The sequence below is a fragment of the Ruegeria sp. C12 genome (genome assembly GCF_056537745.1).
On record NZ_JBQFSA010000002.1, the window covers coordinates 309,730 to 335,217 of the forward strand.

Here is a 25,488-nt window from a genome sequence, read left to right on the forward strand (position 1 = left end):
ATCACGTTATCGGCAAGCGCCCGTTTGGCGCGCTTGCCCGAGGCCAATCCGAGGCCTAGCTTTCTTAACATGTGGTCCTTTGCCCATATCCGCCCCGCCTACAGCCGCGCCGAGCGCATAAGCGATGGTGTGATCCATGTGCTTGGCGTGTCGTCCGCCCTAATCGCCGTGCCGATGCTGATCATCCTGACGATCTACTACCGATCGGACCCAGTGGCCGTTCTGGGCGCGTCGATCTATGGCGTGACGCTGGTTTTGATGCTGACCTTCTCAGCGCTTTACAACATGATCGAACACGACGATTGGAGCGCGTTCCTGCGCCGCCTCGACCATTCGGGTATTTACGTCAAAATCGCTGGCACCTACACGCCGTTCCTGCTGTTGTCGGGTACGCAACCAACGGGGCTGCTGATCGGGCTTTGGTTTTCGGCAACCCTGGGATCGGCGCTGAAGATGTTCGACCCGAACCGATTCCGCTGGTTCGGATTGGCGCTTTATTTGCTCATGGGCTGGGCCGCCGTCTGGGCCGGTCAATCGATGCTGGCCGAACTATCGCCCACAGTCATCACCCTGATGATCGCCGGAGGGCTGGTCTACACCGCGGGCGTCGCATTCTACCTGCTGGATTGGTTGCCGTTCCACAACACGATCTGGCATGTGTTTGTTCTGGTCGGCAGCGTCCTGTTCTTTGCCGCCGTTGCCGCGCGGATCGAATTGGTTCAGGTGGTTTAGCTTCCACCCGTGCCCGACCGTTGAGCCCTCAGCAAATCCTCGACAGCCCATAACCGATCCTGCCCCCAAATCGCCTGACCGGCTACGTAGAAACTGGGAACGCCCCACAGACCAATCTCTTGCAGTCTGCTTTGGTTTTTCTCAACCCGGTCGCGCCATGTTTGAGTGGCCAGAGCCTGACGCGCGGCCCCCCAATCAAGACCACTGGCGCCCGCAATTCGCGCCATACCCTTGTCGGAGGCTGCGTCCACTCCCTCGGACCAGACCAGACGCATGAAGGTCGAGCAGTAGGTCGCCAACCGATCATGATCCTCGGCGTAGTCAAACAAGGCGTACCCGTGTTCGACGCCAGACCCCAAAGGATCACAAATTCGACCAAACGGAATCTTCATTCTGCGCGCTTCCCGCGCACAATCGCCAAGGATGTAGCCGGACTTGAGCTTGGGTACCGGCAGCCCCCGCATCAGCATCGGCAGAACGGGGCGCAGGATCAGGCGAGCGTTATAGCGGTTGGCAAGATCAACAACGCGGTCAAAAGCCAGATAGGAATATGGGCTGCGGAATGAGAAAAAGAACTCCAGCTCCATACTGCCCTGAACGTTCGGCGGCTGCGCATTTTCTTTCAAGGGCTCTACCGAAGCATCTCCCTGACGTAGCTTTAGCTGCGCAAGCCGGTCCTCCAGATAGTGCAGCCGATCAACGCCCCAATACCATTCGCCGCCATAGTAAAACGTTCCACCCAAGTAATGTCCCATCGCGGCGAGTTTTTGGTCGCCGACCTCCATCGCCTGCCCGGGATCCACGCCACCGTCGTCGGGCATAGTCTCCCTGCCCCAAACGCCTGCGGTGATAGCACGCAGGCGTTCTGCGGCGTCAGGTTTTCCTAAAGCATCTGCAAGAAGCCGCTTTGCGGTTTCCACCTTCTTTGCCGCCGGTTCCTGCGGCGCATCCAGCCCGATCCGGCGGGCCAGACGCCCTGCATCCATCAGGGCGTTTTGCCTATGTTCCATGGGCGCGGGGATCGCATCCGAATGTGGGCCAGAGATCAAATGAATGCACAGTTTAACGCGATAGCGCTCCTGAAATTCGGGCAGGATCTGCGCGGTCAGATAGCAATAGGGATCGGCGACATCATGAAAATAATGCGCCTCATGATCTGCACCACGCAGCTTGCGCCGAAGCTCTGCCATGCCTCTGCGTGCCGATTGCAGATTGCCGCTGGTTATGGCGGCAGCCAAGTGGGATTTAATCTGTGTTTTCATGCAGAACCGGCGATCAAAGTGGCTTGGACATGTCCAGTTTACGCACCACAGCGCCAAACGCCACGCTGTCACACAACAACGTGACGGCAGATCGTCAAAGCCCGTACAGCGCCACGAATTTCTGTTCCAGATAAGCCAACAAGGGCTCCGGCCCCGGTTCGACCCCACTGGCGCGCTGTATGATCTCGCGCGGGGCGAAAAGCCCCCCGAATTGTTGTACGTTTTCGCGCAGCCAAGTGGTCGCGCCCGAGGTGTCCCCTTCGGCCAGTTGACCATCCAGCCCCGGCACCGCGTTGCGCAGGGCCTGATACAGGCACCCGGCATAAACGTTGCCCAGCGAGTAGGTCGGGAAATAACCGAACAGGCCAACCGACCAATGGACGTCCTGCAGGCAGCCGTTCGAAGGTTTGTCGACGGCATAACCGAAATCGGCCTTGAAGCGGTCATTCCAGGCAGATTCCAGATCGTTGACCTGAAGGTCTCCGGCCATCAGCGCGCGCTCCAGGTCGAAGCGCAGCATGATGTGCAGGTTGTACTGCACCTCATCCGCTTCGGTGCGGATATAGCCGTTATGGACGCGGTTCACCGTGGCGTAGAAGGTATCGGCATCCGCAATCCCGAAATCCCCGAACGCATCGCGCATTTGGGTGTAGAGCCATCCGGTAAACGCACGCGACCGGCCAAGCTGGTTTTCATAGATCCGGCTTTGGCTTTCATGCACGCCCATCGACACGCCGCTTCCCAATGGGGTCAGCGCATAGGCCGGGTCGATCCCTTGCTCGTAGGCGGCGTGGCCGACCTCATGAATGGTCGAGTAGAAGCAGTTGAACGGGTCCGTTTTGCTGGTGCGTGTGGTGATCCGCACATCCGATCCGCTGCCCGAGCTGAACGGGTGTACGGCCTTGTCCACCCTGCCCCGGTTCAGGTCGTATCCAAACGCCAGCGCAAGGGTCTGCGATAGGCGCATCTGGGCCGCCTCGTCAAACGTACCGGCCAGCGCCTGCGGCGCGGGCTTGTCCAGAACTGCCGCGCGCAGCGCCACCAGACGCGGGCGCATCTGATCGAAAATCGCCGCGATCTGCGCGCCGGTTGTGTAAGGCTCGTAATCCTCGACCATCGCGTCGTAGATGTCGCCGCCCTGCGCGAGCGCCGCACCTTCTTCGCGTTTCAGGGCCACGACCTCTTCCAGAACCGGAAGGAAGGCCGACACGTCCTCATCCGCGCGCGCCTGTGCCCATTTTCCCTGCGCTGCCGAAGTGACGCGGGCGATGGCTTTCGCCAGATCGGCGGGCACTTTGACGTTACGCTCATAAGACCGGCGGATTTCGCGCAGTTGTGCCTGACCTGCCGTGTCCAAAGCTTCGGCTTGCTCCAGCCATTCGGCCACACGCGGGTCGGACCGTCGGGCATGCAGAACCGCCTCGATTGCGGCCATTTCCTCGGCTCGTTGGGGCGCGGCCCCGCGCGGCATCACCGTTTCCTGATCCCAGCCCAGGCGGCCAGCGATCTGTCCAAGGGCCGAGGTTTCGCGTTGAAAGGCCATCAGGTCGTCAAAGGCAGTCATCGGGCTCAGGCTCCACGAATTGAGGTTGCAATGGGATAGCCGCTCAGGAAGCGGGCGCGCAGGATCAGGGTCCAGACCACGACGGCCATGAACTGGTGGAAGATCGCGATCTGCCATGGCGCGGCATACAGCACGGTGATGACACCGACCACGACCTGTAGCGACAGCGCCGCAAAGGCCGCGTTGAAGGCAAAGCGGGTCTGTGGATGGGCACTGGTCTGGCCGCGCCGCCAGACGATGATCGCGAAGATGAACAGCAGATACCCGGCGCAGCGATGGATGAACTGCACCAATCCGGGGCTTTCAAAGAAATTGCGCCACAGGGGGTCTATTGCCGTTGCATCCGGTGGCAGAAGCTGCCCGCCGATCAGCGGCCAATCGGTGAAAGACCGCCCGGCATCGATCCCGGCGACCAGCGCGCCAATGAGTATTTGCAAAAAGGTGAAATGCAGTAGGCCGGTCGACAGCGAGAACAGTTTCACCTCTTTCGCGCGGCGGGCCTGCATCAGATCGCGTTCCTCGCGCCCGAGCTCAAAGATGTACCAGGCCAGGAAACCCAGGATCACAAAGGCCAGTCCCAGATGCACCGCGAGGCGATAGCTGGCGACGGCGGTCATCCCCTCGCCCTGCGTGACTCCCGAGGCGACCATCCACCAGCCCACCGCGCCCTGAACACCACCCAAAGCGCCGGGGATCAGCAACTTGCCGGTCCAGCCGGTCGGGATTTTGCGGGCGACAAGGAAGCCGAAGAAGCCAAGCGCCCAGACCAGACCAATCAGGCGACCCAACTGTCGATGGCCCCACTCCCACCAATAGATGAACTGAAAATCGCTCAGTTGCATCCACTGGTTCTGGATGCGCCACTGGTCGATCTGCTTGTATTTGTCGAATTCCGCCTGCCAGTCGGCCTCGGTCATCGGCGGGATCGCCCCGGTGATCGGACGCCACTCGGTGATCGACAAGCCGCTGTCGGTCAAACGGGTCAACCCGCCCACGGCGATCATTACAACGACCAAGGCGAACAGGATCATCAGCCAGGCGCGGATCGCCTTGCGCGCGCCACCGCGTCCCTTGTCGATCATACCCGGCTGCACGGCTTGTTGTTTTTCGCTGTCTGAGACGTCTTCGAAGATGCTGCGCTTGGCGCTCATGCTGTCCTCATGTGTCCTGGATTTCGTCGCAAGCTAGGGCCACTGACGGGCGAGGTCCAGCCTCAGCCCTTATCTTTCCAACGGACCATCTGCCGCATGATCCCGTGCAACATCTGCACATCGGCCCGCGTCATGCGCATCCGCGACCAAAGGTTGCGCAGGTTGGTCTTCATGCCGTCGGCCTTTTCGGGCGGATAGAAGAACCCGGCCTCTTCCAGCCGATCTTCGTAATGCTCGACCAGTTTCTCGACCTCGATGCCGGTGGCCCAGTCGCCCTTGCCCAAATCGGTGGCTTCATGCACCACATCGCCGGTCTGGCGCATCCACTCATAAGCGGTCAGCAAGACACATTGCCCAAGGTTCAGCGAGGCATATTCCGGGTTCACCGGCACCGAGATGATGGCGTTTGCCTTGGCGATATCTTCATTCTCAAGCCCTGCCCGTTCGGGGCCGAACAAAACGGTGACCTTTTCACCCGCCGCCACCTTCTGGGCCGCGACCTGCATGGCGCGTTCCGGGCTGTAGACCGGTTTGGTCAACCCGCGCTGCCGCGCCGTGGTGGCGAATACGAATGTACTGTCGGCCAGCGCGCCTGCCAGATCATCGAACAGCTGCGCCTCGTCCAGCAGCCGCCCCGCCCCGCTGGACATCGCCACCGCCTTGGGGTTCGGCCACCCGTCGCGCGGGGCCACGATCCGCATCCGGTCCAGCCCGAAATTCCACATCGCCCGCGCGGCGGCGCCGATGTTTTCACCCATCTGCGGGCGCACAAGCACGAAGGAAGGCTGGGATGTATCGCTGGGCATGGCTGTCTCCGAAAAACTCCGCCCGCTCTAATCCGCCAGCTTTGACAGAGCAACCCGATCCTCTTCTTCTGTTCCCAAATACCCGCTCGGCAGGCTTAAAAGTTTGCTTCCCCGCCGCAATCCGCTAAACCGCGCCAAAGACTGAAAGCGAAGGACGCGCCAATGGACACCCCCGAGCAGCCGCAGATTTATCTGATCACACCGCCGACCATCACGCTCAGCACCTATCCGGACCAGTTGGCGCGGGTGCTGGACGGGGCCGAGATCGCGTGCATTCGTCTGGCGCTGGCCGGCAATGACGAGGACACCATCGCCCGCGCTGCCGATGCCTGCCGCGAGGTGGCCCATGCGCGCGACGTGGCCATCGTAATCTCGAACCACGTGCTGCTGGCGCAACGGCTGGGGCTGGACGGGGTACATCTGGATGATGCCGCCCGGTCCGTGCGTGCGGCCCGCAAGGAACTGGGCGCGGACGCGATTGTCGGCAGTTTCTGCGGGGCGTCCAGCCATGACGGAATGACCGCTGGCGAGGCTGGCGTCGATTACGTCGCCTTTGGCCCTGTCGGCACGTCGTCGTTGGGCGATGGTACGCTGGCTGAAAGGGACCTGTTCCAGTGGTGGTCCGAGATGATCGAAGTTCCCGTTGTGGCCGAGGGCGGCCTGACCCCCGACCTGATCCGCGACCTGTCGCCCTGCACCGATTTCTTCGGCATCGGCGATGAAATCTGGTCAGCCGAGGATCCGTTGGCCGCGCTGAACGCGCTATTGGCCCACATGCCTAGCTAAGCATCCACGGCGCGACCATCCAATAGACCCCGACACCCGCAATCAGGATCGAGGCCAGAACCGATACCCGGCCTCGCATCCGATGCGACCCGCCAGAGATCAGGGCAGCACCGGCATAGCCTGCCGCCGCAACCGCGCTGAGTGCAGCCACCGCACCCCCGGCAAATCCCAGGATGGCGGGTGGCAGGTGATCGGGCGGCACGCCAATCGCGATCACGGAGGCGCTGAGCACGTTGCCCAGAAGCAAACCGGCAGCAAAAACCGCCAGTAATCGAAAGACGTGAAGACGCCTCAGGATCAGGTTCCAGAGCCCCAGAATGACGATGGCGGATGTGAGGGCGATAGAGGCTACAAATGGTGACAGCCCCAACGCTCCGTAAACCGAAAGCGCCAGTCCGAAGACCAATCCGATCGACAGGAACACCATCTGGGCGATTACTGCGCGCAGTGTCAGGGACAGAAAAACCAAGGCCAGAACCAGCGCGATCTCTTGCAAACCGTTGGGCACGATACGCGAAAACCCTTTGGGGAAGAACACCTGCACCGCCTGTTCAGGGCTGAGGGCCGCGCCGCCTTGCAATGGGATCGAAGGACTGGATTCTCCGGCCATGAGATAACCGGTGTAAGGGGCGGCCACCTGTTGCTGTTTCAAAACAACCGGCCCATGACCCGCAGGCCATATCAGGCGCAGATTGGACGCCCCATTCGGCAAGGGCGCTGTCAGCAACAGCCTTGAAACCCGGGGGTTGGCGGTATCGCCGACAACGGGAATGCGCACCCCTTCATAGGCCAGAACGACCGGGCCACCGGCCTCAACCTGCAAGCGCGCCTTCCAGTCGGTGACAAACGCGCGGACCTCGGGCTCCAACTCGGACGAGACCCTTTGGCGTAGCGCCCGGTAGCCAGCATTGTCGGTCAGGTCAGGATGGGTTTCAGGATCAATCCCCGCCAGAAACATCTCGGCGTTCAGGGTGATTTCAAGAAACAGGCTGTCTGCCTTGGTCCAGAACTCGACAATCGTCGGCGGCGGGGTCTGGGCTTGGACGGGCATCGCCAACAGCATCAGACCCATCATCAGGCGGAAAAAGCCGCTCATGCGCAACGCTCTGCAATAGAAATCAAATCACAAATCATACCGGGCCGAGTTTCCCGCCGAACGCATCAGATCGCAAGCCTGAACGCACAGCACAGGCGGTTTATCTGTGTTGGCGTTAACGTTCGGACTTGCAAGGCCCCCGGTGCTGCGGCATGACAGCGGCATGACTCAGAACAGCGACATCCTGTGTATCGGTTCGGTCCTGTGGGACGTGATCGGGCGGTCGGCCAGCGCCATGCGGCAGGGATCGGACGTGCCGGGCCGGATCACCCGCCTGCCCGGTGGCGTTGCCATGAACATCGCCATGACGCTGGTGCGCTTTGGCATGACCCCGACCCTGCTGACCGCCATTGGCCGCGACCCCGAGGGGGACGAGTTGGTCAATTCCTGCGCACGGCTGGGAATGGTGACTGAACATATCTATCGCTCGCAGGACCTGCCCACCGACCGCTATATGGCCGTCGAAGGGGCCAACGGGTTGATCGCCGCCATTGCCGATGCACACTCGCTTGAGGCTGCAGGGGCCAAGATCCTGCGCCCCCTGATGCATGGTCCGCTGGGATACGAAAACACCCCCTTCGAAGGCCCGATTGCGCTGGACGGCAACCTGACGCTGAACCTGCTGGAAGAGATCGCGCAAAGCCCGGCCTTTGGCAAAGCCGACCTGAGGGTCGCCCCCGCCTCGCCCGGCAAGGCCGAGCGCCTGCTGCCCTTCCTGAAACACGCCCGCGCGACGCTGTATGTCAATCTGGAAGAGGCCGGTCTGCTCTGCCAGCGCGAGTTTGCCGATTCCGAATCCGCCGCCAAGGGCCTTCTGGACCGGGGCGCGCTGCGCGTGCTGGTGACAGACGGGGGCAACTCGGCCACCGTCGGCTCAGCCTCGGGTGTTCTGACCCAAACCCCGCCCTCGGTTCTGGTAACCCGCGTCACCGGCGCGGGTGACACCTTTATGGCCGCCCATATCGCCTCAGAAGCGGGCGGTGCCGACGAACAGACGGCCCTGACCCGCGCGCTGAACGCTGCCGCAACTTACGTTTCCGGAGAAACTCCCCTGTGATCAACATCCACTACTCAGCCGAGGTCCGCGCCGCCAAAGACGCAGGCCAGCCCATCGTGGCGCTGGAAAGCACCATCATCACCCATGGCATGCCCTACCCGCAGAATGTCGAGGTCGCAGCCCAGGTGGAAAAGGACATCCGCGACGCCGGGGCCGTTCCGGCCACCATGGCGGTGATCGAAGGCGTGCTGCATGTCGGACTGGAACCCGATCAGTTGCAATCTTTGGGTCAGGCGCAGGGCGTCGCCAAACTCTCACGCGCGGATATGGCCGCCTGTATCGCAACCGGGGGCACCGGGGCCACCACAGTCGCCGCCACCATGATCGCCGCACAATATGCGGGGATCGAGGTGTTTGCCACCGGTGGCATTGGCGGCGTGCATCAGGGTGCCGAAACCTCGTTCGACATTTCCGCCGATTTGCACGAGCTTGGCCAAACGCCGGTTACAGTGGTGGCTGCAGGGGCCAAGGCCATTCTGGATCTGGCCAAAACGCTGGAAGTTCTGGAAACTCTGGGCGTCCCGGTGATCGCCTACGGGCAGGACGAATTCCCCGCCTTCTGGTCTGCGAAATCCCCCTACGCTGCGCCCCTGCGGATGGACAGCGCCGAAGCCATCGCCAAAGCCCACGCCACCCGCCGTGCGCTGGGTTTGCCCGGTGGCCAACTGGTCGCCAACCCGATCCCCGCAGCCGACCAGATCCCGGCTGACGAGCTGGCCCCGATCATCTCCGCCGCGCAGGCCGATGCCGAAACCCACCGGATCACCGGCAAGGCCGTGACGCCCTATCTGCTGCAACGGATCTTTGAAAAGACCAAGGGCCGCTCGCTGACCGCCAATATCGCATTGGTCCGCAACAACGCCCGGTTGGCGGCGAACATCGCTAAAGCGCTGGCAAACGGTGTGTAATTCCGCCCTATTGCACGGGCGCGTTGGACTGCTTAACTAAATCCGCAAATCACCCGGACCTGTAATGAATACACCGTTTGACGAAGAACCCCACCGCCGCCCCGGCCTGTTTTCGCGCCTGCGCGCGTCGTTCCTGACGGGGATCGTCGTCATTGCTCCGGTCTGGTTGACCGTCTGGCTGATCTGGTCCGTTGTCGGCTGGATCGACAGCGCCGTTCTGCCGCTGGTGCCACAGCAATTCCGGCCCGAACAATATGTGGGCATCAACCTGCGCGGCGTCGGCGTTATCATCTTCCTGGTGTTCACCGTACTGGTAGGCTGGGTGGCCAAGGGTATTCTGGGCCGGTCCTTCATCTCGTTCACCGAAAGTCTGGTGAACCGGATGCCCATCGTGCGGTCGATCTATTCCGGCATCAAACAGATCTCGGAAACGGTCTTTGCTCAGACCGAGCGGTCTTTCGAAAAAGCCTGCCTGGTGCAATACCCGCGCCGTGGCATCTGGGCCATCGGCTTCGTGTCGACGACCGCGAAGGGAGAAGTCAGCACCCGCGCGGAAACGGGTGGCGATCTGCTGAGCGTGTTTATCCCGACCACACCCAACCCGACCTCGGGCTTTTTGCTGTTCTTTCCAGCCGAAGACGTCATCCTGCTGGACATGAGCATCGAAGACGCCGCGAAACTGGTGATCTCGGCCGGTCTGGTCTATCCCAACGAAAAAGACCCGACCCAGCCGCCCGAGTGATCAGCCGAACATCGCGGGCAGATCAACCGTACTGTTCTGGCCCAAGTCCGATTTGTGGCGCTTTAAGAACCCGTCGGCAGCGTCACGACCCGCTTGTTTCAGCTTATGCAGGATCACTGGGTTGGGCACCGTCTTGGTGGCCACCGACAGGCTGTTCATCAGCTCGTTATCCGCAATCATATGCACCAGAACGCGGCTCATCTCTCCGGCCTTCAGCTTGCCCTCTTCCAACAATCGCTGAACGAAATTGATCGCCCGCAACTCGCGGAACAGGGATGAGTTAAAGCTGATCTCATTAATCCGGTTCTGAATCTGCTGCGGCGTCACCGGCAATTCATCCCGCTCCAGCGGGTTGATATTCACGATCACCACATCATCCGGCAAATCATCGCCAAACAACGGGTACAAGGCCGGGTTGCCGGTATAGCCCCCATCCCAATAGGCTTCGGTCCGCTCCGTCTCGGGGTCGTAAATCTCAACCGCCTTGAACAGCGTCGGCAAACAGGCCGAGGCGAGGATCGCATCGGTCGAAATCTCCTCCCCGGTGAACACCCGGATCTTGCCGCTGCGCACGCAGGTTGCGCAGACAAACAGGCGCGGCCCCTGATCGGCGCAGATTTCCTTGAAATTGAACCGGTCCACAACGGGTTCCAGCGGGTTCGTATAGAACGGCCCGTAGGCATAGGGCGACACCATCCGCGACCACGCATCGCCAATGGAATACGGCAGCGAGTACTCCATGGCCTGCGCAATGCTTGCAGGCTCCAATCCGCGAAACCAGTTGGCCAGCCGCATGTCGCCCACGGCCCCCATTCGTTTCCACAGCTCATCCAATCGCGCACGCGCGCCATCTCGGCCCGAATGCACCATGCCGGATTTGAACGCCGCCCCGTTCAGCGCCCCGGCCGAGGTTCCCGTGATCGCCGCAACCTCAATATCTTCCTCATCCAGAAACCGGTCGAGCACCCCCCAGGTAAACGCCCCATGCGCCCCACCGCCCTGCAATGCCAGGTTGATCTGTTTCAAGACCCCGCCCCTTCTTCTGTTCAAAAATACCTCGGGGGTATGGGGGCAGAGCCCCCATGAAAACTCACAAAGCCGTCCAGCCCCCATCGACTGAAATCGTCGTGCCGGTGATCTGCGCCGCCGCGTCCGAGCACAGGAACTGCACGGTTCCGCCCAATTGCTCAACCGTGGCGAACTCTTTCGACGGTTGCCGCTCCAGCAGAATGTTCTTCACCACATCCTCGCGGCTCATGTTGTATTCCTTCATCGTGTCCGGAATCTGCGCCTCGACCAGCGGCGTCAGCACATAACCGGGGCAGATTGCATTGCAGGTGATCGGCTCTTGCGCGGTTTCCAGCGCTACGGTTTTGGTCATCCCGACAACCCCATGCTTGGCCGCAACATAAGCCGCCTTGAAGGGCGACGCCGTCAGCCCGTGCGCCGAGGCGATATTGACGATCCGCCCCCAGCCCGCTGCGCGCATCATTGGCAAGGCCGCCGCTGTGGTGTGAAAGGCCGAGTTCATGTTGATCGCAATAATCGCATCCCATTTCTCGACCGGAAACTGATCGATTGGCGACACATGCTGAATACCCGCGTTGTTCACCAGAATATCGCAGGTCCCGGCCTGTTCGATCAGCGCCCGGCATTCATCACCCTTCGACATGTCCGCCTTGATGTAGCGCGCATTGGTGCCGGTCTGCTTGGCGATCTCGGCGGCCAAGGCGTGATCTTCATCCCGGTCGGTGAACGAGTTCAGAACCACATCCGCCCCGGCCTTGGCCAGTTCGCGCGCGACGCCCAGCCCGATCCCCGAGTTTGATCCTGTAATGATTGCTGTTTTGCCCGACAGGCTCATGACCGTTCTCCCTTAGCATCAGATTGGGCACAGCATGCCATGCTGCACCTGCAAAGAAAACGGGGAAAGACGCCGCTAACGCACCGCGGCAAGACCGCGCGAACCGACCAAAAAAAACGCCCGCACGAAGCGGGCGTTAAGTTATTGAGGCAGGTTTCATACAGGCAAGAAACCTATCGAGCAGTGAGACCTTTATAAGCAATTCTGTGCCTTCATCCAAGCTAAAAGTTTGAAAATAAGAAAAATCATCGGTACGGTGATCCCCAACAAAATAAGGCCAGAGCAGGATTGTTTCCAAAATGCGCCAGGATTTCCTAAGCCCTCTTCGTCCATTCGCAGCGGGAATCGCCTGCATTTTGGCGACCTCTTTCGCCCACGCAGATTCGGCCCATGGCATAGCTATGTATGGCGACCCGGCCCTACCACCGGATTTTGTGTCGCTGCCCTACGCCAATCCGGACGCGCCGAAAGGTGGCAGGGTCGTTTTTGGGAACACGGGCGGCTTTAACAGCTTGAACCCGTTTGTGCAAAAAGGCACCTCACCCTGGCAGCTTAGATTTTGGACGCATGAGAGCCTGATGGGCCGGTCCTGGGACGAACCTTTCACTCTTTACGGGCTGTTAGCCGAATCAGTTGAGACTGCACCAGACCGGTCCTGGGTCGAATTTACACTGCGGGAAGAGGCTGAATTTTCAGACGGAAGCCCGGTAACTGTCGAAGATGTGATCTGGTCCTACCAGACCCTCGGGACCGAGGGGCATCTGCGTTATCGCGGTCTGTGGGGAAAAATCGACAGCATCGAACAGACCGGCCCGCGTTCTGTCCGGATCACCTTTAACGAACCGAATCGGGAACTTGCGCTGATCGCCGGTCTGCGTCCGATCCTGCAAAAGGCGCAGTGGGAAGGTCGCAGCTTTGCCGACGCCCAACTGCATGATGTGCCAATCGGCAGCGGCCCCTATGTGATCGACGACTATGAGGCCGGGCGATACGTCAACCTGAAGCGGAACCCCGATTACTGGGGCAACGACGTCCCGTTCCGCCGGGGCACGATGAACCTGGATGACATGCGGATCGAATTCTATGGCGACGCAACCGTGCTGTTCGAAGCGTTCAAAGCCGGGGAACTATCCGCCGTCCGCGAGTTCAATGCCGACAAATGGGCCACCCAGTACAACTTCCCCGCCATCCAGCGCGGCGATGTGATCAAGACCGAGATCCCGCACGGCAAGCCCTCGGGCATGACCGGGTTTGTCATGAACACCCGCAAAGCGCCCTTTGATGACTGGCGCGTGCGCGAGGCGCTGACGCTGGCATTCAACTTCGAATTCATCAACGACACAATCACCGGTGGCGCTCAGCCCCGGATCACCTCGTATTTCTCGGGCTCGGATCTGGCGATGCAGCCCGGCCCGGCAACCGGCAAGGTCAAAGAACTGCTGGAGCCTTTTGCCTCGGACCTGACCCCCGGCACCCTGGAAGGTTATGCGCTGCCCCAAGGGGATGGCTCAGCCCGCAACCGCGCGAATATCCGCAAAGCGACAAAGCTGCTGGCCGAGGCGGGATGGACCATTCAGGGCGGAGTGTTGCAAAACCAGAACGGCGAGGCATTCCGCATGACCGTTTTGCTGCAACAGGGCGACGCCGAGATGGAAACCGCCGTCGAAATCTATGCCCGCGCGTTGGAACGTTTGGGCATTCAGGTCATGACAGAACAGGTCGACAGCGCACAGTACACCGGTCGCACGTCCGAGTTGGATTTCGACGTGACCCCGTTCCGCCGCGCCTTGTCCCTGTCACCGGGGAACGAGCAGCGCCTGTATTGGGGCAGCGAAAACGCCGATACGCCGGGCACGCGCAACCTGATGGGCGTCGCCTCACCCGCCGTGGACGGGATGATCGACGCGATGCTGGCCTCGGAATCGCGGGAAGATTTCGTCGCCGCCACCCGTGCGCTGGATCGAGTTCTGACCGCCGGCCGCTATGTTATCCCGATCTGGAGCTTTGATGTCGGCCGCATCGCGCATGTAAATGCGCTGAAGTTCCCCGAGACGCTTCCGATCTATGGCGACGGCCCTCAGTACATGCCCGAAGTCTGGTGGTACGAAGAGTAACGGTCCGGCAAGATCCTTTTGCTGACAGCTAACTGACCCAAGGACGTCGGGTGCAGATCAATCCCCGGCTGTTCAATCCGGCGATCAATCGACCGGGTTCGGCAAAAATTGGCACATGCGGGACCAACCCCCAAATCTGGTATGTTGCGCGAAGCCCTCGGCTATATTCCGCGCAGCCAACAAATCTTAGCGAAAGATCAATTTGACGCCTCAAAACGCTTTACTATGCGCAATTTACCGATATACCTTGTAGTTAGTCAGATCAGATCAACACTGCGATTTAATTGTTATTTTACGGACACCTATCGCGTGTCGCTCATGTCCTGACACAGAACAAACGGACCAGCCGCCACTCACACTGAACTGCAGGTCCGATCGCCCGTTGCGGGATGTCCGCAGCGGGCATTTTCGTTCGGCACCACCCCAAAACAGACTGCGACATTTTGTCATGTCCGAGGTCACGCCAACACATACGTACGCTGTCTGTGGGGGAGAGCAGTCCTAAGCAAACCAAGGGAAGCTCGCACATGTTGAACTGGACAGATCTGACGCAGGACCTGGGCGCGACCTATGCCCGTGCCAAACGACGATTTCCAAACCTGAGGGATCAGGACATGGATCGCGTGTGGAACAACCGTGAACAGTTCGAGGCCTACCTGGCCGAGCGTCATCATCTGACCGTGAACGAAGCCCGGGAAGAGGTTGAGGATTTTCTGTTCACGGAACGCCTGAACCACGAACTGTCCCACGCTCATCTAGTTAAGTGACGTCACCCACAGGATCGTTGCGTCTTCGTCGCTGACAGACACCACGTTATGCCCCATACTGCCATCGTAATAAGCGCTGTCGCCGCGACGCATTTCGACGGGTTCGTAGAACTCGGTATACAGGCGAACAACGCCGGTCAGCACGTATAGAAACTCTTCCCCGTCATGGCGCACCCAGCCGTCGAACTCATCCATTGACCGCGCCCGCACGCGCGCGCGGTAGGGCAACATCTGCTTCTTGGTCAACGTCTCGGCCAGCAATTCGTGCTCGTATGTCACCGTGGCATGCGCGGTTCCGTCGCCCATACGCGTGACGGCCATCCGCCCGATCACCTGATCCCGCTGCGGCGGGGTGAACAGCTGCGGCACCGAAATTTCCAACCCGGTGGCCAGTTTCTTCAACGCGTCATAGGTGGGCGACATCTGCCCGTTTTCAATTTTGCTAAGCGTTGAACGCGCCAGACCCGCCTGTGTTGCCGCCTGTTCCAGCGTCCAGTTGCGCGCCTTGCGCAGCTCGCGCACCCGCGCGCCAAGATCCAGCGGCTCGAGTTCAGTCTCGACGCCAGACTCGCGGGCGATGCGGATTAGGGATTTGGGATCTTGGTCGCTCATGGCCTTTCTATAGAACCAGCCAGCCGTGCTTGCAACGCGACAAGCGCCGCGCTAGCCAGACAGCATGTTGTCGATCTTTGATCAGGGGCCGCCCGCCCCCTGCCCTGAACCGTTCAATCTGGCCGCACATGTTTTGCGTAAGGCGGATCAGTTGCCTGACAAAACCGCCCTGTCCGTCCTCGGCCAGAATGGAACGGATGACTGGAGCTACAGCCGACTGAAACGCGCCATTCTGGGCACGGGCACCGGGTTGTTGCAGGCCGGGTTGAAACCCGGTGACATTGCACTGATGCGCTTGGGAAACACGGTGGATTTCCCCATCGCCTATCTTGGGGCGATTGCCGTTGGGATCGTACCGGTCCCAACATCGTCGCAACTGACCGAACCGGAAACGGCCCGCATGATCGCCGATCTGGACCCCGCCGTCATCCTGCGAGACCCGTCCGTGGCCTGCGCCCCGCATCCGCATCAGATCGACCTGCCTGCGCTGACCGCCATGCGCGACCTGCCCCCTGCTGCGTTTGATCTGGGCGATCCCCAGCGACTGGCCTATGTGGTTTATACCTCGGGCACCTCGGGCAAGCCGCGCGCTGTGGCCCATGCGCATCGGGCGATCTGGGCGCGGCAGATGATGGTGGACGGCTGGTACGGGCTGACGCAGGACGACCGCCTGTGCCATGCCGGGGCGTTCAACTGGACCTATACGCTGGGCACCGGCCTGATGGACCCGTGGACAATTGGCGCGACCGCCCTGATCCCCGAGCCGGGCACCGACATCTCAGCACTGCCCCAGCTTCTGCGCCACAGCCGCGCGACGATTTTTGCGGCCGCTCCGGGCGTGGTTCGCAAGATGCTGCAAGCAGCCGACAAGATCGATCTGCCCGAGTTGCGACACGGCCTGTGTGCAGGCGAAAAGCTGTCGCGGTCCTTGCACGCGCAGTGGCAAACGACCACCGGGACCGAGCTGTATGAAGCCTATGGCATGTCCGAATGCTCGACCTTCATCTCATCCAGCCCTAATCATCCGGCGCGCGGTGAGGCGCTGGGGCAGCCGCAGCCGGGTCGCCGCGTGGCGATCCTTGGACCGGACGGGCCAGTCCCTCAGGGACAGGACGGCACTATCGCCATCCATCGCTCGGACCCCGGCCTGATGCTGACCTATTTGAACGCCCCGGACGAAGTCGCGGACCGGATGCAGGGTGAGTGGTTCCTGACCGGCGATCAGGGCGCCATGGCCGTGGATGGGCAGATCACCTATCTGGGCCGCGACGACGACATGATGAACGCAGGCGGCTATCGCGTCTCGCCGGTCGAGGTTGAATCGGCGCTGTCTCACTATCCCGGTATCACCCAGGTCGGCGCGGCTGCGGTTGAGGTCAAACCAGACACATTTGTGATCGCCGCGTTCTACACAGGCCCCCAAAGACTGGACGACGCGGCCCTGCACGCCTATGTCCAAGCCAATCTGGCGCGCTACAAACAACCGCGCGCCTTTGTTCACCTTCCCGAGTTGCCGACCGGCGGCAACGGCAAACTCCTGCGCCGCGCATTGCCGGCCTATTTCAAGGCGACAACCGAATGACCCAGACCGTCAAGCTTGATATCCTGTCCGACCCGATCTGCCCCTGGTGCTATATCGGCAAGACCCATCTGGACAAGGCGCTGGCCAAGGTCCCGGATCATCCCTTTGTCATCGAATGGCATCCGTTCCAACTGAACCCCGAGATGCCGGATGAAGGCATGGATCGGCGCGAATACCTTGAGCGTAAGTTCGGCAGCAAAGAAGGCGCGGTGCGCGCCTATGCGCCTGTGGTCGAACATGCCGAAAACGCCGGTCTGACGATTGATTTCGAAGGGATGAAGCGCACCCCCAACACGCTGGACGCCCACCGCCTGATCCACTGGGCCGGGATCGAGGGCAAACAGAACGCCGTCGTCGATGCGTTGTTCGACGCCTATTTCGTTCAGGCGCGCGACATTGGCGACCCCGAGGTTCTTTCGGACATCGCCGACAGCGCGGGTATGGACGCCGCCGTGGTCATGAAACTTCTCAAATCAGACGCCGACCGCGAGGATATCCGCAAACGCGACACCCATTCGCGCGAAATGGGTGTGAATTCGGTGCCCACCTATATCGTTGCCAATCAACACGCCGTTCCGGGCGCGCAACCCCTTGAAATGTGGGAAAAAGTGATTGCCGAGATCATGTCTCAACTTGAGGCTTCCTCTGCAGAATAGCACATAGGTCTGTGCAAATTTCCGGTCTGGCGCAACCTGATCTGCCGTGATAGCGCGAACAGGTAAGGAGTGCCCATGGCCAATCGCATGTCCCGGGGGGAGTTCATTGCGCTGATTGCAATGATGTTCTCGACCATCGCCTTTTCAATCGACTCGATGCTGCCCGCCCTGCCCGAGATCGGCGCGCAGCTCAGCCCCGATGACGTCAACCGCGCGCAGCTGATCCTGACATCCTTTGTGCTGGGCATGGGGATTGGGACGTTCTTCACCGGCCCTTTGTCGGATGCCTTTGGGCGTAAGCCGGTCATCTACGGCGGCGTTGTGCTGTATATCGTGGCTTCGGTCGTGGCCTGGGCCAGTTCCTCGCTGGAACTGGTTCTGGCGGCCCGCGTGGTTCAGGGCCTTGGCGCGGCGGGTCCGCGTGTTGTGGCGATGGCGATTATCCGAGATCTATATTCGGGGCGCATCATGGCGCGGATCATCTCGATTGCGATGATGATCTTTACGCTGGTGCCCGCAGCCGCGCCAATGATGGGCGCAGGCGTGATCGCCCTGTTCGGATGGCGCGGCATCTTTGTCTCGTTCATCCTGTTTGCCCTGATTACAGTCACATGGATGGGCACCCGCCTGCCCGAGTCTCTGCCAGTGGAAAACCGCCGCCCCTTCCGGCTGCCACTGATGGTTGCCGCCACGAAAGAGATGTTTGCCCATCCCACGGTGCGCCTGTCGATCATGGTTCAGACCTTATGCATGGGTATCCTGTTCACCATGCTGACCATGGTGCAGCCCGTCTATGACGTGGTGCATGACCGGGCGGACAGCTTTCCGTTCTGGTTTGGGTTTGTGGCCCTGATCTCGGGCTCGGCCAGTCTGCTGAACGCGGCCCTCGTAGTGCGGGTTGGGATGCGCCGCATGGTCACATGGGCGCTGGGGGGCCAGATTCTGATCACCGCCGTGGTGATTACGCTGAACGCTCTGCCAATGTCGCCCAACGCCTCATTCGCGCTGTTTGTGGTGTGGCAAACCACGATTTTCTTCATGGCGGGCGTCACGCTGGGCAACCTGAACGCCATCGCGATGGAGCCGATGGGACATATTGCAGGCATGGCCGCATCAGTCATCGGATCGGTTGCCACGGTGCTGGCCGCTGGCATCGCAGCGCCTGTGGGGCTGCTGTTCGATGGCTCGATCACGCCTTTGTCAACGGGCATCCTGACCATGTGCATCGTCGCCTTTGGTCTGATGGTTCACATGGGCCGGATCGAAAACCGCCTGCCCGCCTGACCCTGTGCAGATCCCGTGAAACGCGCTAACCTGCCTTGAACATTCCGGGGGAGGTTATTTGATGAGCTATGATTACGATTTGGGCACCTATTCCTGCCCCGTCACCACATCATCGGCCGAGGCCCAGCTTTGGTTCGACCGGGGTCTGGCTTGGACCTATGGCTATAACCACGGTGAGGCTGTGGTCTGTTTCCAGAAAGCGGTTGAGCATGACCCGGCCTGCGCCATGGCCCATTGGGGCGTCGCTTATGCCGCCGGTCCGAACTACAACCTGCCATGGGAATTGCAGGATGACCGGGGGCGGCAAAAGGCCCTTGGCATAGCCTATGACGCCGCGCAGAAGGCGCTGGCGCTGACGGACACATGTACCGATGTCGAAAAGGCGCTGATCAACGCCCTGCCTGCGCGTTACCCGCAACGGGATCCGGTCGAGGATATGCATCGATGGGATTTCGACTTTGCCGACGCCATGCGCGCAGCCTTCGCTGCCCAGCCCGGACATCTGGACCTGCGCACCATCTATGTCGAATCCCTGCTGAACCTGACCCCTTGGAAAATGTGGGACCTGAGCACCGGCAAACCCGCCGAAGGGGCCGCCACACTTGAAGCGCAAGAGGCACTGGAATGGGCGATGGACAATGACCCCGCCGCCATGTCTCATCCCGGCCTGCTGCATCTGTATGTTCATCTGATGGAAATGTCGCCGACCCCGGAAAAAGCGCTGAAAGCAGGCGACGTGCTGCGTACTTTGGTCCCCGATGCCGGGCATCTTGTGCATATGCCGACCCATATCGATGTGCTTTGCGGGCACTATCAGAATGTGGTGCACTGGAACGAAAAGGCCTCGGTCGCCGATCTGAAGTATTACGAACGTGAAGGCGCGTTCAACATCTATACCGGCTATCGCCAGCACAACTATCACTTCACCATCTATGGCGCGCTGTTTCTGGGCCAGATGGAGCCCGCACTGCGCGCCAATCAGGGGCTTTGGGACACCACGCCCGAAGCAATGCTGCGCGTTGAAAGCCCGCCCATGGCGGATTTCTTCGAAAGCTATATGTCGATGGGCCCTCATATCCTGATCCGCTTTGGCCGCTGGGAAGAGGCCAAGGCACTGGAGTTGCCCGAAGACCCCGACCTGTTCCGCACGCTGACGGCAACCACCCATTACGCCCGCGCCATCGCCCATGCCGCAACCGGCGATGTGGCGCAGGCCGAAGCCGAGGAACAGCTGTTCCTCAGCGCCAAAGCCTGCGTGCCCGAGGCGCGGCGGCTGCACAACAACCGCGTTATCGATCTGCTGGAGGTCGCAACCGAGATGCTGCGTGGCGAGATTGAATACCGCAAAGGCAATTTCGAGATCGCCTTTGCGCACCTGCGCCGCTCGGTCGAGTTGGACGACACCTTGCCCTATGATGAGCCGTGGGGCTGGATGCAACCCACGCGCCACGCACTTGGGGCCCTGCTGTTCGAACAAGGCCATGTGGCCGAGGCCGAAGCGGTCTATCGCAAGGATCTGGGATTGGGCGGAAACCTCAGCCGCGCCTCGATCCATCCGGACAATGTCTGGAGCCTGAAGGGCCTTCATGATTGCCTGAAAGCGCGCAGCGAGACGGTTGAAATCAAACAGATCAAACAACGGCTTGACCTTGCGCTGGCACGAGCCGACGGTGCAGTCGGCGCATCCTGTTTCTGCGCCCAAGCCGCGATGAGAGCTGCCGAATGAAATCACTGAAACTTGCGCTGGCCGCGCTGATCTGTGGGCCGGTCTGGGCGGATCGCCAAAGTTTCACCCCCGTGGATCAGGCGGGCAGTGACCCGTCTCTGGTGGCGTTTCGCGACAACCTGCTGGCCAAAGTCGCCGCTCGCGATACCGAGGCCGTGATCGCCGCCGCCTGCCCCGATATCTATATCAGTCACGGCACCGAAAGCGGCCCCGAAGCGTTTCGGCAAAGCCTGACCGTACCGCCCGAAACGCTGGCCGAGGATACACGCCACCAGGCCGACGCGCTGCGCGAAGCCTATTGGACTGCGTTGGAAGACACTTTGTCCCAGCCCGGCTATTTCGATGATCAGGGCGAATTCTGGATGCCGCATCAATGGCAGATCTCTCTGCCCGCCGCGCTGGATCCGTTTCTGGCCTATTTCGTGACCGGAGACCGGGTCACCCTGCGCCGGTCCGCAGCGCGCAGTGGCGGTATTTTGGACTTCATCAGCCACGAGGTCGTTCTGGTGCCCGAATATCAGGACGGCGCCGAATACCAACTGGTCCGCCTGACTGATGGCACACTCGGCTATATGCACAGCGATTTCCTGTGGTCCATGGTGGGCTACCGCGCCGCACTGGTGAAATCCGACGCGGGCGACTGGCAGCTTTGTACCTTTGTGACCGGGGATTAGGCTTTCGCCTTTTTCTTCTCGGCCACAACCTTTTCCGCCAGATCGCGGGCAATGGCAAAAGCACCCTTGATCTTGTCGCTGTCCTTCTTCCAGTCGCGGCGCACGACGATCTTGTTGTCCTTGACCTTGGCAAGGCCGCGCTGGTTCTGGATGAACTCCACCAGCCCCTGAGGCGAGGCAAACTTGTCATTGTGGAACTGGATCGTAGCACCCTTCGGCCCGCCATCCAGCTTGGCAATCCCCGCCCGTTTGCACATCGCCTTGATGCGCACCACCAGCATCAGGGTGTTCACCTCTTTCGGCAAAGCACCGAAGCGGTCGATCAGTTCCGCGGCAAAGCCTTCCAACTCGACCTTGGTCGAGAGCGACGACAGACGTCGATAGAGGCCAAGACGCACGTCCAGATCGGGCACGTACTCCTCGGGGATCAGAACCGGGACGCCCAGATTGATCTGCGGGGCCCACTGGTCGTCGGCATCCGACAGCCCCTCCATCTCACCGGCCTTGATCTTGGCAATCGCCTCTTCCAACATCGATTGGTAGAGTTCATAGCCCACGTCGCGCATCTGACCGGATTGTTCCTCGCCCAGCAGGTTGCCCGCGCCGCGAATGTCGAGGTCTTGGCTGGCCAGCGTGAACCCTGCCCCCAGCGTGTCCAGCGAGCCCAAAACCCGCAGCCGTTTTTCGGCCGTCGCGGTCAGTTTCTGGCGCGGCTTGGTGGTCAGGTAAGCATAGGCGCGGGTTTTTGAGCGCCCGACCCGCCCCCGGATCTGATAGAGCTGCGCCAGACCGAACATATCCGCCCGGTGCACAACCATTGTGTTCGCAGTCGGAATATCCAACCCGCTTTCGACAATCGTCGTCGCCAGCAGCACGTCGTATTTGCCGTCATAAAACGCGTTCATCCGGTCGTCGAGCTCACCCGCCGCCATCTGGCCATGCGCGACGACATAAGACAGTTCGGGCAGCTGGTCTTTGAGGAATTCTTCGATCTCGGGCAGATCCGAGATGCGGGGAACGACGTAAAAGCTCTGCCCGCCGCGATAGTGTTCGCGCAGCAGCGCCTCGCGAATGGTGACTGCGTCGAATTCGCTGACATAGGTGCGGATGGCCAGACGGTCGATGGGCGGAGTGCCGATGATCGACAGATCGCGCACGCCGGTCAGGCTCAATTGCAATGTCCGGGGGATCGGAGTGGCGGTCAGCGTCAACACGTGAATGTCCGAGCGCAGTTGCTTCAGGCGTTCCTTGTGGCCGACACCGAAATGCTGTTCTTCGTCGATGATCAGCAGGCCGAGATTCTGGAACCGCACCCCTTTGGCCAGCAAGGCATGGGTGCCGATCACGATATCCACCGTGCCGCGCGCCAACCCGTCGCGGGTCTGTTGCGCCTCTTTGGCCGAGACAAAGCGCGACAATTGCCGCACTTCCAGCGGGAAGCCCCGGAACCGCTCCTTGAACGACGCCGCGTGCTGACGGGCCAGCAAGGTGGTCGGCGCAACCACCGCCACCTGCACGCCCGACATGGCGGCGACAAATGCCGCGCGCATGGCGACCTCGGTCTTGCCGAAACCCACATCGCCACAGATCAGGCGATCCATCGGCGCGCCGGAATGCATGTCCTCCATCACCTCGGAAATCGCGCGCAGCTGGTCGTCGGTTTCCTGATAGGGGAATCGCGCGCTGAACTCCTCCCACGCGTGAGGGGGCGGGTCCATGACCGGAGCCTTGCGCAAGGCGCGTTCAGCCGCGATGCGGATCAGCTTGTCCGCCATCTCGCGGATGCGCTCTTTCAGCTTGGCCTTCTTGGCCTGCCAAGCGCCGCCGCCCAGACGGTCCAGCAGCCCTTCATCGTGGCCGTATTTTGACAGAAGTTCGATGTTTTCGACCGGCAGGTACAGCTTGGACTGTTCAGCATATTCCAGCAGCAGGCATTCATGGGCGGCCCCTGCGGCGGTGACCACCTCCATGCCCATGTAACGGCCAATGCCGTGATCGACATGAACCACCAGATCACCGGGGGACAGCGATTGGGTCTCGGTCAGGAAATTCTCGGCCTTGCGACGTTTCTTGGGCTGGCGGATCAGGCGGTCGCCCAGCACGTCCTGCTCGGCGATCACCGTCAGATCGGGGGTTTCGAACCCGTGTTCCAACGCCCAGATCGCCAGATGTAACCCCCGTTTTCCGACACGGGTGCCGTCGGTGACGGGGATGGCTTCGGCCAGCCCCTCATCCTCGATCAACCCGGTCAGACGTTCGCGCGCGCCCTCGGAATACGAGGCGATCAGGACCGGACGTTTGGACAGCTTGTCGGTGATGTGACCCGCCAGCGCGCCAAACAGGCTGATGCTTTCCTGCTGCCGTTCGGGCGCAAAGTTGCGCCCGATCCGCCCGCCTGCATCGATCACGCCGGGACCGCTGGCCTGCGGCAGCGGGCTGAACTGCATCACCCGCCGGTCGCCCACGGCCTGTTCCCAAGCCGCGTCATCCATATACAGCAATCCGGGCGGCGTCGGCTTGTAGACGGTATCCATGCGCGAGCGGTTTTCCAGCGCCAGACGACGGGTTTCGTACTGATCGGCAATCGTATCCCAACGTGCCAGCCGTGCCGGTGTCACCTGATCATCAACGGTGATTGTCGCATCCGGCAGATAATCGAACAGCGTTTCAAGCTTTTCGTGGAAGAACGGTATCCAGTGTTCCACACCTTGGTGTTTTCGGCCTGCGCTGACTGCCTCATACAGCGGATCATCAGTTCCGGCAGCGCCGAATTCGATGCGATAGTTCTGGCGGAACCTCGTGATCGCAGCCTCGTCCAGAATGACCTCGGAAACCGGAGCGAGTTCAACCACCTCCAGCTTCTCGGTCGTGCGTTGGGACACTGGATCAAACCGACGCGCGCCGTCCAGCACATCACCGAACAGGTCCAGCCGGACAGGCCCGGATTCACCCGGCGGGAAAATGTCGATGATGCCACCCCGGATTGCGTAGTCGCCCGGCTCCATCACCGTGGGGCTTTGGGTGAACCCCATGCGCACCAGAAACTTGCGCAGCGCGTCCTCATCCACGCGATGGTTCACACGGGCGGTGAATGCAGCTTCGCGCAGCACATCGCGCGCCGGCACCCGCTGGGTCGCGGCGTTTAGCGTGGTCAGCAGCACGAACCGCTCGGGCATCTGGTGCACCAAAGCCGCCAATGTCGCCACTCGCGCCGCGGCGATATCGGCATTGGGCGACACCCGGTCGTAAGGAAGGCAATCCCAGCCGGGAAACACAAAGACCGGCATGTCCGGGGCAAAGAAGGCCAATGCGGCGCGCATCGCCTCCATCCGCTTATCATCCCGCGCGACGTGGCAGACCGGCCCACCCGAACGCGCGATCTCGTTCAGGACAAGCTGCGCGTCAAACCCTTCCGGGGCGCCGCCGACTGTCACGTGGTTCGGAGCCTTCATCGCCTTGCCTTTCAGATTTCGCTATCCCAGAACGCCAATCGAGAGGTTCTGATACATGCCCCAGAGGGAAGTGACCAGTATCGAGATCATGCCGATGATTTGGGTATAAAGCCGACACCGAGACAAGGCTTTTGCCACCCTTTCCAGCGTCAGTTCATGTTGCCGCAAGCGACGGGCGTAGACGACATTCAGAACCGTGACGATGGTCATCGGGAACATCAGCAAAAACAGGGCCTGCGCAAACTCGACCCCGTAATAAAACCCAAGCGTTGCCAATCCGGTGAATACAAAACAGGCCAGTGCCAGAAGGACTGCGCCCGATACTTCCACCAGATACAGCAAACGGTTGGAATTGATCCGCACTATGTCCAGCAGATCAAGCTCGACCTGTCCGCCGATCCGTCGCGCCCGCACGACCAGATCGTAAGGCACACCCATCACCCAATGGCTGGCCGAGGACCACATCACCGCCAGAACGATCCAGAACCACAGATTCGAAAAGCTGCGCATGTCGATGAGTTCGAAGATCGAGGTGTACCAGTCCAAACCCAGCCCTTTATTCAAAATCCTCAGGGGGTTCTATCGCAGCGGCGCGTCCATTGGTACCCTTGAGCCCTAGGCGAATTCATGCCACCCAATGCGGCAATGTTCAA

Annotated in this window: 23 protein-coding genes; 12 read left to right on the forward strand and 11 right to left on the reverse strand. The window is 60.9% G+C overall.

The window, feature by feature from the left end; all coding sequences use genetic code 11:
* The first annotated feature begins 69 nt into the window (after nt 1-69).
* Complete coding sequence (gene trhA / locus ACR0C9_RS06715) at nt 70-732, forward strand: PAQR family membrane homeostasis protein TrhA (protein ID WP_480780642.1); 663 nt, start codon at nt 70-72, stop codon at nt 730-732.
* On the opposite strand, the gene ACR0C9_RS06720 is transcribed toward trhA, so the two are convergent.
* The 4 genes from ACR0C9_RS06720 to ACR0C9_RS06735 form a co-directional block, all read right to left on the reverse strand.
* Nucleotides 729-1,994 carry a DsbA family protein gene (locus tag ACR0C9_RS06720; protein WP_480780643.1) on the reverse strand — a complete coding sequence of 422 codons (1,266 nt, stop codon included), beginning with the start codon at nt 1,992-1,994 and terminating at the stop codon, nt 729-731. The genes trhA and ACR0C9_RS06720 overlap by 4 nt on opposite strands.
* A 94-nt stretch (nt 1,995-2,088) precedes the next feature.
* Nucleotides 2,089-3,558 (reverse strand): carboxypeptidase M32, encoded by a 1,470-nt coding sequence (locus ACR0C9_RS06725; RefSeq protein WP_480780644.1) that lies wholly within the window; start codon nt 3,556-3,558, stop codon nt 2,089-2,091.
* A 5-nt stretch (nt 3,559-3,563) separates the two neighbouring features.
* Complete coding sequence (gene ctaA, locus ACR0C9_RS06730) at nt 3,564-4,709, reverse strand: heme A synthase (protein ID WP_480780645.1); 1,146 nt, start codon at nt 4,707-4,709, stop codon at nt 3,564-3,566.
* A 62-nt stretch (nt 4,710-4,771) separates the two neighbouring features.
* Entirely contained in the window at nt 4,772-5,515 is a 744-nt protein-coding gene (locus ACR0C9_RS06735) for an RNA methyltransferase (protein ID WP_480580972.1), read from the reverse strand.
* Nucleotides 5,516-5,677: 162 nt separating this feature from the next.
* Here ACR0C9_RS06735 and ACR0C9_RS06740 point away from each other — a divergent pair, with 162 nt between their 5' ends.
* Nucleotides 5,678-6,301, forward strand: a complete 624-nt coding sequence (locus tag ACR0C9_RS06740; protein ID WP_170629638.1) for a thiamine phosphate synthase — start codon at nt 5,678-5,680, stop codon at nt 6,299-6,301.
* On the opposite strand, the gene ACR0C9_RS06745 is transcribed toward ACR0C9_RS06740, so the two are convergent.
* Nucleotides 6,294-7,397 carry a HupE/UreJ family protein gene (locus ACR0C9_RS06745; RefSeq protein WP_480780646.1) on the reverse strand — a complete coding sequence of 368 codons (1,104 nt, stop codon included), beginning with the start codon at nt 7,395-7,397 and terminating at the stop codon, nt 6,294-6,296. The genes ACR0C9_RS06740 and ACR0C9_RS06745 overlap by 8 nt on opposite strands.
* Before the next feature lie 163 nt (nt 7,398-7,560).
* Between ACR0C9_RS06745 and ACR0C9_RS06750 the strand changes: the two genes are divergently transcribed.
* The 3 genes from ACR0C9_RS06750 (at nt 7,561) to ACR0C9_RS06760 (ending at nt 10,104) form a co-directional block, all read left to right on the forward strand.
* Complete coding sequence (locus ACR0C9_RS06750; protein ID WP_170629629.1) at nt 7,561-8,454, forward strand: PfkB family carbohydrate kinase; 894 nt, start codon at nt 7,561-7,563, stop codon at nt 8,452-8,454.
* Nucleotides 8,451-9,362, forward strand: coding sequence for a pseudouridine-5'-phosphate glycosidase (locus ACR0C9_RS06755; protein ID WP_480780647.1), 912 nt, complete (start codon nt 8,451-8,453; stop codon nt 9,360-9,362). Before ACR0C9_RS06750 ends, ACR0C9_RS06755 begins: the two co-directional genes overlap by 4 nt.
* Before the next feature lie 64 nt (nt 9,363-9,426).
* A complete protein-coding gene (locus ACR0C9_RS06760; protein WP_170450295.1) occupies nt 9,427-10,104 on the forward strand; it encodes a DUF502 domain-containing protein in 678 nt (225 codons plus the stop codon).
* On the opposite strand, the gene ACR0C9_RS06765 is transcribed toward ACR0C9_RS06760, so the two are convergent.
* The 3 genes from ACR0C9_RS06765 to ACR0C9_RS06775 form a co-directional block, all read right to left on the reverse strand.
* Nucleotides 10,105-11,130, reverse strand: a complete 1,026-nt coding sequence (locus ACR0C9_RS06765; protein WP_480780648.1) for a patatin-like phospholipase family protein — start codon at nt 11,128-11,130, stop codon at nt 10,105-10,107.
* Between the two features lie 64 nt (nt 11,131-11,194).
* Entirely contained in the window at nt 11,195-11,968 is a 774-nt protein-coding gene (locus ACR0C9_RS06770) for a 3-hydroxybutyrate dehydrogenase (protein ID WP_170518922.1), read from the reverse strand.
* A 136-nt stretch (nt 11,969-12,104) separates the two neighbouring features.
* Entirely contained in the window at nt 12,105-12,323 is a 219-nt protein-coding gene (locus ACR0C9_RS06775; protein WP_480626285.1) for a hypothetical protein, read from the reverse strand.
* On the opposite strand from ACR0C9_RS06775, the gene ACR0C9_RS06780 reads away from it, so the two are divergent.
* Both ACR0C9_RS06780 and ACR0C9_RS06785 read left to right on the forward strand, forming a co-directional pair.
* The gene (locus ACR0C9_RS06780) at nt 12,268-14,082 is read left to right on the forward strand and encodes an extracellular solute-binding protein (protein ID WP_480780649.1); all 1,815 of its coding nucleotides are present in this window, start codon (nt 12,268-12,270) and stop codon (nt 14,080-14,082) included. The genes ACR0C9_RS06775 and ACR0C9_RS06780 overlap by 56 nt on opposite strands.
* A 527-nt stretch (nt 14,083-14,609) precedes the next feature.
* On the forward strand, nt 14,610-14,849 hold the full coding sequence (locus tag ACR0C9_RS06785; RefSeq protein WP_170450287.1) for an SPASM domain-containing protein: 240 nt from the start codon (nt 14,610-14,612) through the stop codon (nt 14,847-14,849).
* Here the strand turns inward: ACR0C9_RS06785 and ACR0C9_RS06790 are convergent.
* Nucleotides 14,838-15,461: an XRE family transcriptional regulator gene (locus ACR0C9_RS06790; protein ID WP_170450285.1), complete on the reverse strand. Its 624-nt coding sequence runs from the start codon at nt 15,459-15,461 to the stop codon at nt 14,838-14,840. The two genes, ACR0C9_RS06785 and ACR0C9_RS06790, sit on opposite strands and share 12 nt — an antisense overlap.
* Nucleotides 15,462-15,525: 64 nt before the next feature.
* Here ACR0C9_RS06790 and ACR0C9_RS06795 point away from each other — a divergent pair, with 64 nt between their 5' ends.
* From ACR0C9_RS06795 to ACR0C9_RS06815, 5 genes are all read left to right on the forward strand, one after another.
* Entirely contained in the window at nt 15,526-17,043 is a 1,518-nt protein-coding gene (locus tag ACR0C9_RS06795) for a class I adenylate-forming enzyme family protein (protein ID WP_480780650.1), read from the forward strand.
* The gene (locus ACR0C9_RS06800) at nt 17,040-17,699 is read left to right on the forward strand and encodes a DsbA family oxidoreductase (RefSeq protein WP_170450281.1); all 660 of its coding nucleotides are present in this window, start codon (nt 17,040-17,042) and stop codon (nt 17,697-17,699) included. Before ACR0C9_RS06795 ends, ACR0C9_RS06800 begins: the two co-directional genes overlap by 4 nt.
* Nucleotides 17,700-17,774: 75 nt before the next feature.
* Nucleotides 17,775-18,983, forward strand: a complete 1,209-nt coding sequence (locus ACR0C9_RS06805) for a multidrug effflux MFS transporter (protein WP_170450279.1) — start codon at nt 17,775-17,777, stop codon at nt 18,981-18,983.
* Between the two features lie 61 nt (nt 18,984-19,044).
* On the forward strand, nt 19,045-20,709 hold the full coding sequence (locus ACR0C9_RS06810; RefSeq protein ID WP_480780651.1) for a hypothetical protein: 1,665 nt from the start codon (nt 19,045-19,047) through the stop codon (nt 20,707-20,709).
* On the forward strand, nt 20,706-21,383 hold the full coding sequence (locus tag ACR0C9_RS06815; protein WP_170450274.1) for an SH3 domain-containing protein: 678 nt from the start codon (nt 20,706-20,708) through the stop codon (nt 21,381-21,383). Before ACR0C9_RS06810 ends, ACR0C9_RS06815 begins: the two co-directional genes overlap by 4 nt.
* Here the strand turns inward: ACR0C9_RS06815 and mfd are convergent.
* Nucleotides 21,380-24,835, reverse strand: coding sequence for a transcription-repair coupling factor (gene mfd / locus ACR0C9_RS06820; protein ID WP_480780652.1), 3,456 nt, complete (start codon nt 24,833-24,835; stop codon nt 21,380-21,382). The genes ACR0C9_RS06815 and mfd overlap by 4 nt on opposite strands.
* A gap of 21 nt (nt 24,836-24,856) precedes the next feature.
* Nucleotides 24,857-25,381, reverse strand: a complete 525-nt coding sequence (locus ACR0C9_RS06825; RefSeq protein WP_170453021.1) for a component of SufBCD complex — start codon at nt 25,379-25,381, stop codon at nt 24,857-24,859.
* Between the last annotated feature and the right edge of the window lie 107 nt (nt 25,382-25,488).

Excerpts from the sequence above, each read along its gene's own strand:
- trhA (WP_480780642.1), top strand. The coding sequence starts at position 70 with ATGTGGTCCTTTGCCCATATCCGCCCCGCCTACAGCCGCGCCGAGCGC.
- ACR0C9_RS06720 (WP_480780643.1), bottom strand. The coding sequence starts at position 1,994 with ATGAAAACACAGATTAAATCCCACTTGGCTGCCGCCATAACCAGCGGC.
- ACR0C9_RS06725 (WP_480780644.1), bottom strand. The coding sequence starts at position 3,558 with ATGACTGCCTTTGACGACCTGATGGCCTTTCAACGCGAAACCTCGGCC.
- ctaA (WP_480780645.1), bottom strand. The coding sequence starts at position 4,709 with ATGAGCGCCAAGCGCAGCATCTTCGAAGACGTCTCAGACAGCGAAAAA.
- ACR0C9_RS06735 (WP_480580972.1), bottom strand. The coding sequence starts at position 5,515 with ATGCCCAGCGATACATCCCAGCCTTCCTTCGTGCTTGTGCGCCCGCAG.
- ACR0C9_RS06740 (WP_170629638.1), top strand. The coding sequence starts at position 5,678 with ATGGACACCCCCGAGCAGCCGCAGATTTATCTGATCACACCGCCGACC.
- ACR0C9_RS06745 (WP_480780646.1), bottom strand. The coding sequence starts at position 7,397 with ATGAGCGGCTTTTTCCGCCTGATGATGGGTCTGATGCTGTTGGCGATG.
- ACR0C9_RS06750 (WP_170629629.1), top strand. The coding sequence starts at position 7,561 with ATGACTCAGAACAGCGACATCCTGTGTATCGGTTCGGTCCTGTGGGAC.
- ACR0C9_RS06760 (WP_170450295.1), top strand. The coding sequence starts at position 9,427 with ATGAATACACCGTTTGACGAAGAACCCCACCGCCGCCCCGGCCTGTTT.
- ACR0C9_RS06770 (WP_170518922.1), bottom strand. The coding sequence starts at position 11,968 with ATGAGCCTGTCGGGCAAAACAGCAATCATTACAGGATCAAACTCGGGG.
- ACR0C9_RS06780 (WP_480780649.1), top strand. The coding sequence starts at position 12,268 with ATGCGCCAGGATTTCCTAAGCCCTCTTCGTCCATTCGCAGCGGGAATC.
- ACR0C9_RS06775 (WP_480626285.1), bottom strand. The coding sequence starts at position 12,323 with ATGCAGGCGATTCCCGCTGCGAATGGACGAAGAGGGCTTAGGAAATCC.
- ACR0C9_RS06785 (WP_170450287.1), top strand. The coding sequence starts at position 14,610 with ATGTTGAACTGGACAGATCTGACGCAGGACCTGGGCGCGACCTATGCC.
- ACR0C9_RS06790 (WP_170450285.1), bottom strand. The coding sequence starts at position 15,461 with ATGAGCGACCAAGATCCCAAATCCCTAATCCGCATCGCCCGCGAGTCT.
- ACR0C9_RS06795 (WP_480780650.1), top strand. The coding sequence starts at position 15,526 with ATGTTGTCGATCTTTGATCAGGGGCCGCCCGCCCCCTGCCCTGAACCG.
- ACR0C9_RS06800 (WP_170450281.1), top strand. The coding sequence starts at position 17,040 with ATGACCCAGACCGTCAAGCTTGATATCCTGTCCGACCCGATCTGCCCC.
- ACR0C9_RS06805 (WP_170450279.1), top strand. The coding sequence starts at position 17,775 with ATGGCCAATCGCATGTCCCGGGGGGAGTTCATTGCGCTGATTGCAATG.
- ACR0C9_RS06810 (WP_480780651.1), top strand. The coding sequence starts at position 19,045 with ATGAGCTATGATTACGATTTGGGCACCTATTCCTGCCCCGTCACCACA.
- ACR0C9_RS06815 (WP_170450274.1), top strand. The coding sequence starts at position 20,706 with ATGAAATCACTGAAACTTGCGCTGGCCGCGCTGATCTGTGGGCCGGTC.
- mfd (WP_480780652.1), bottom strand. The coding sequence starts at position 24,835 with ATGAAGGCTCCGAACCACGTGACAGTCGGCGGCGCCCCGGAAGGGTTT.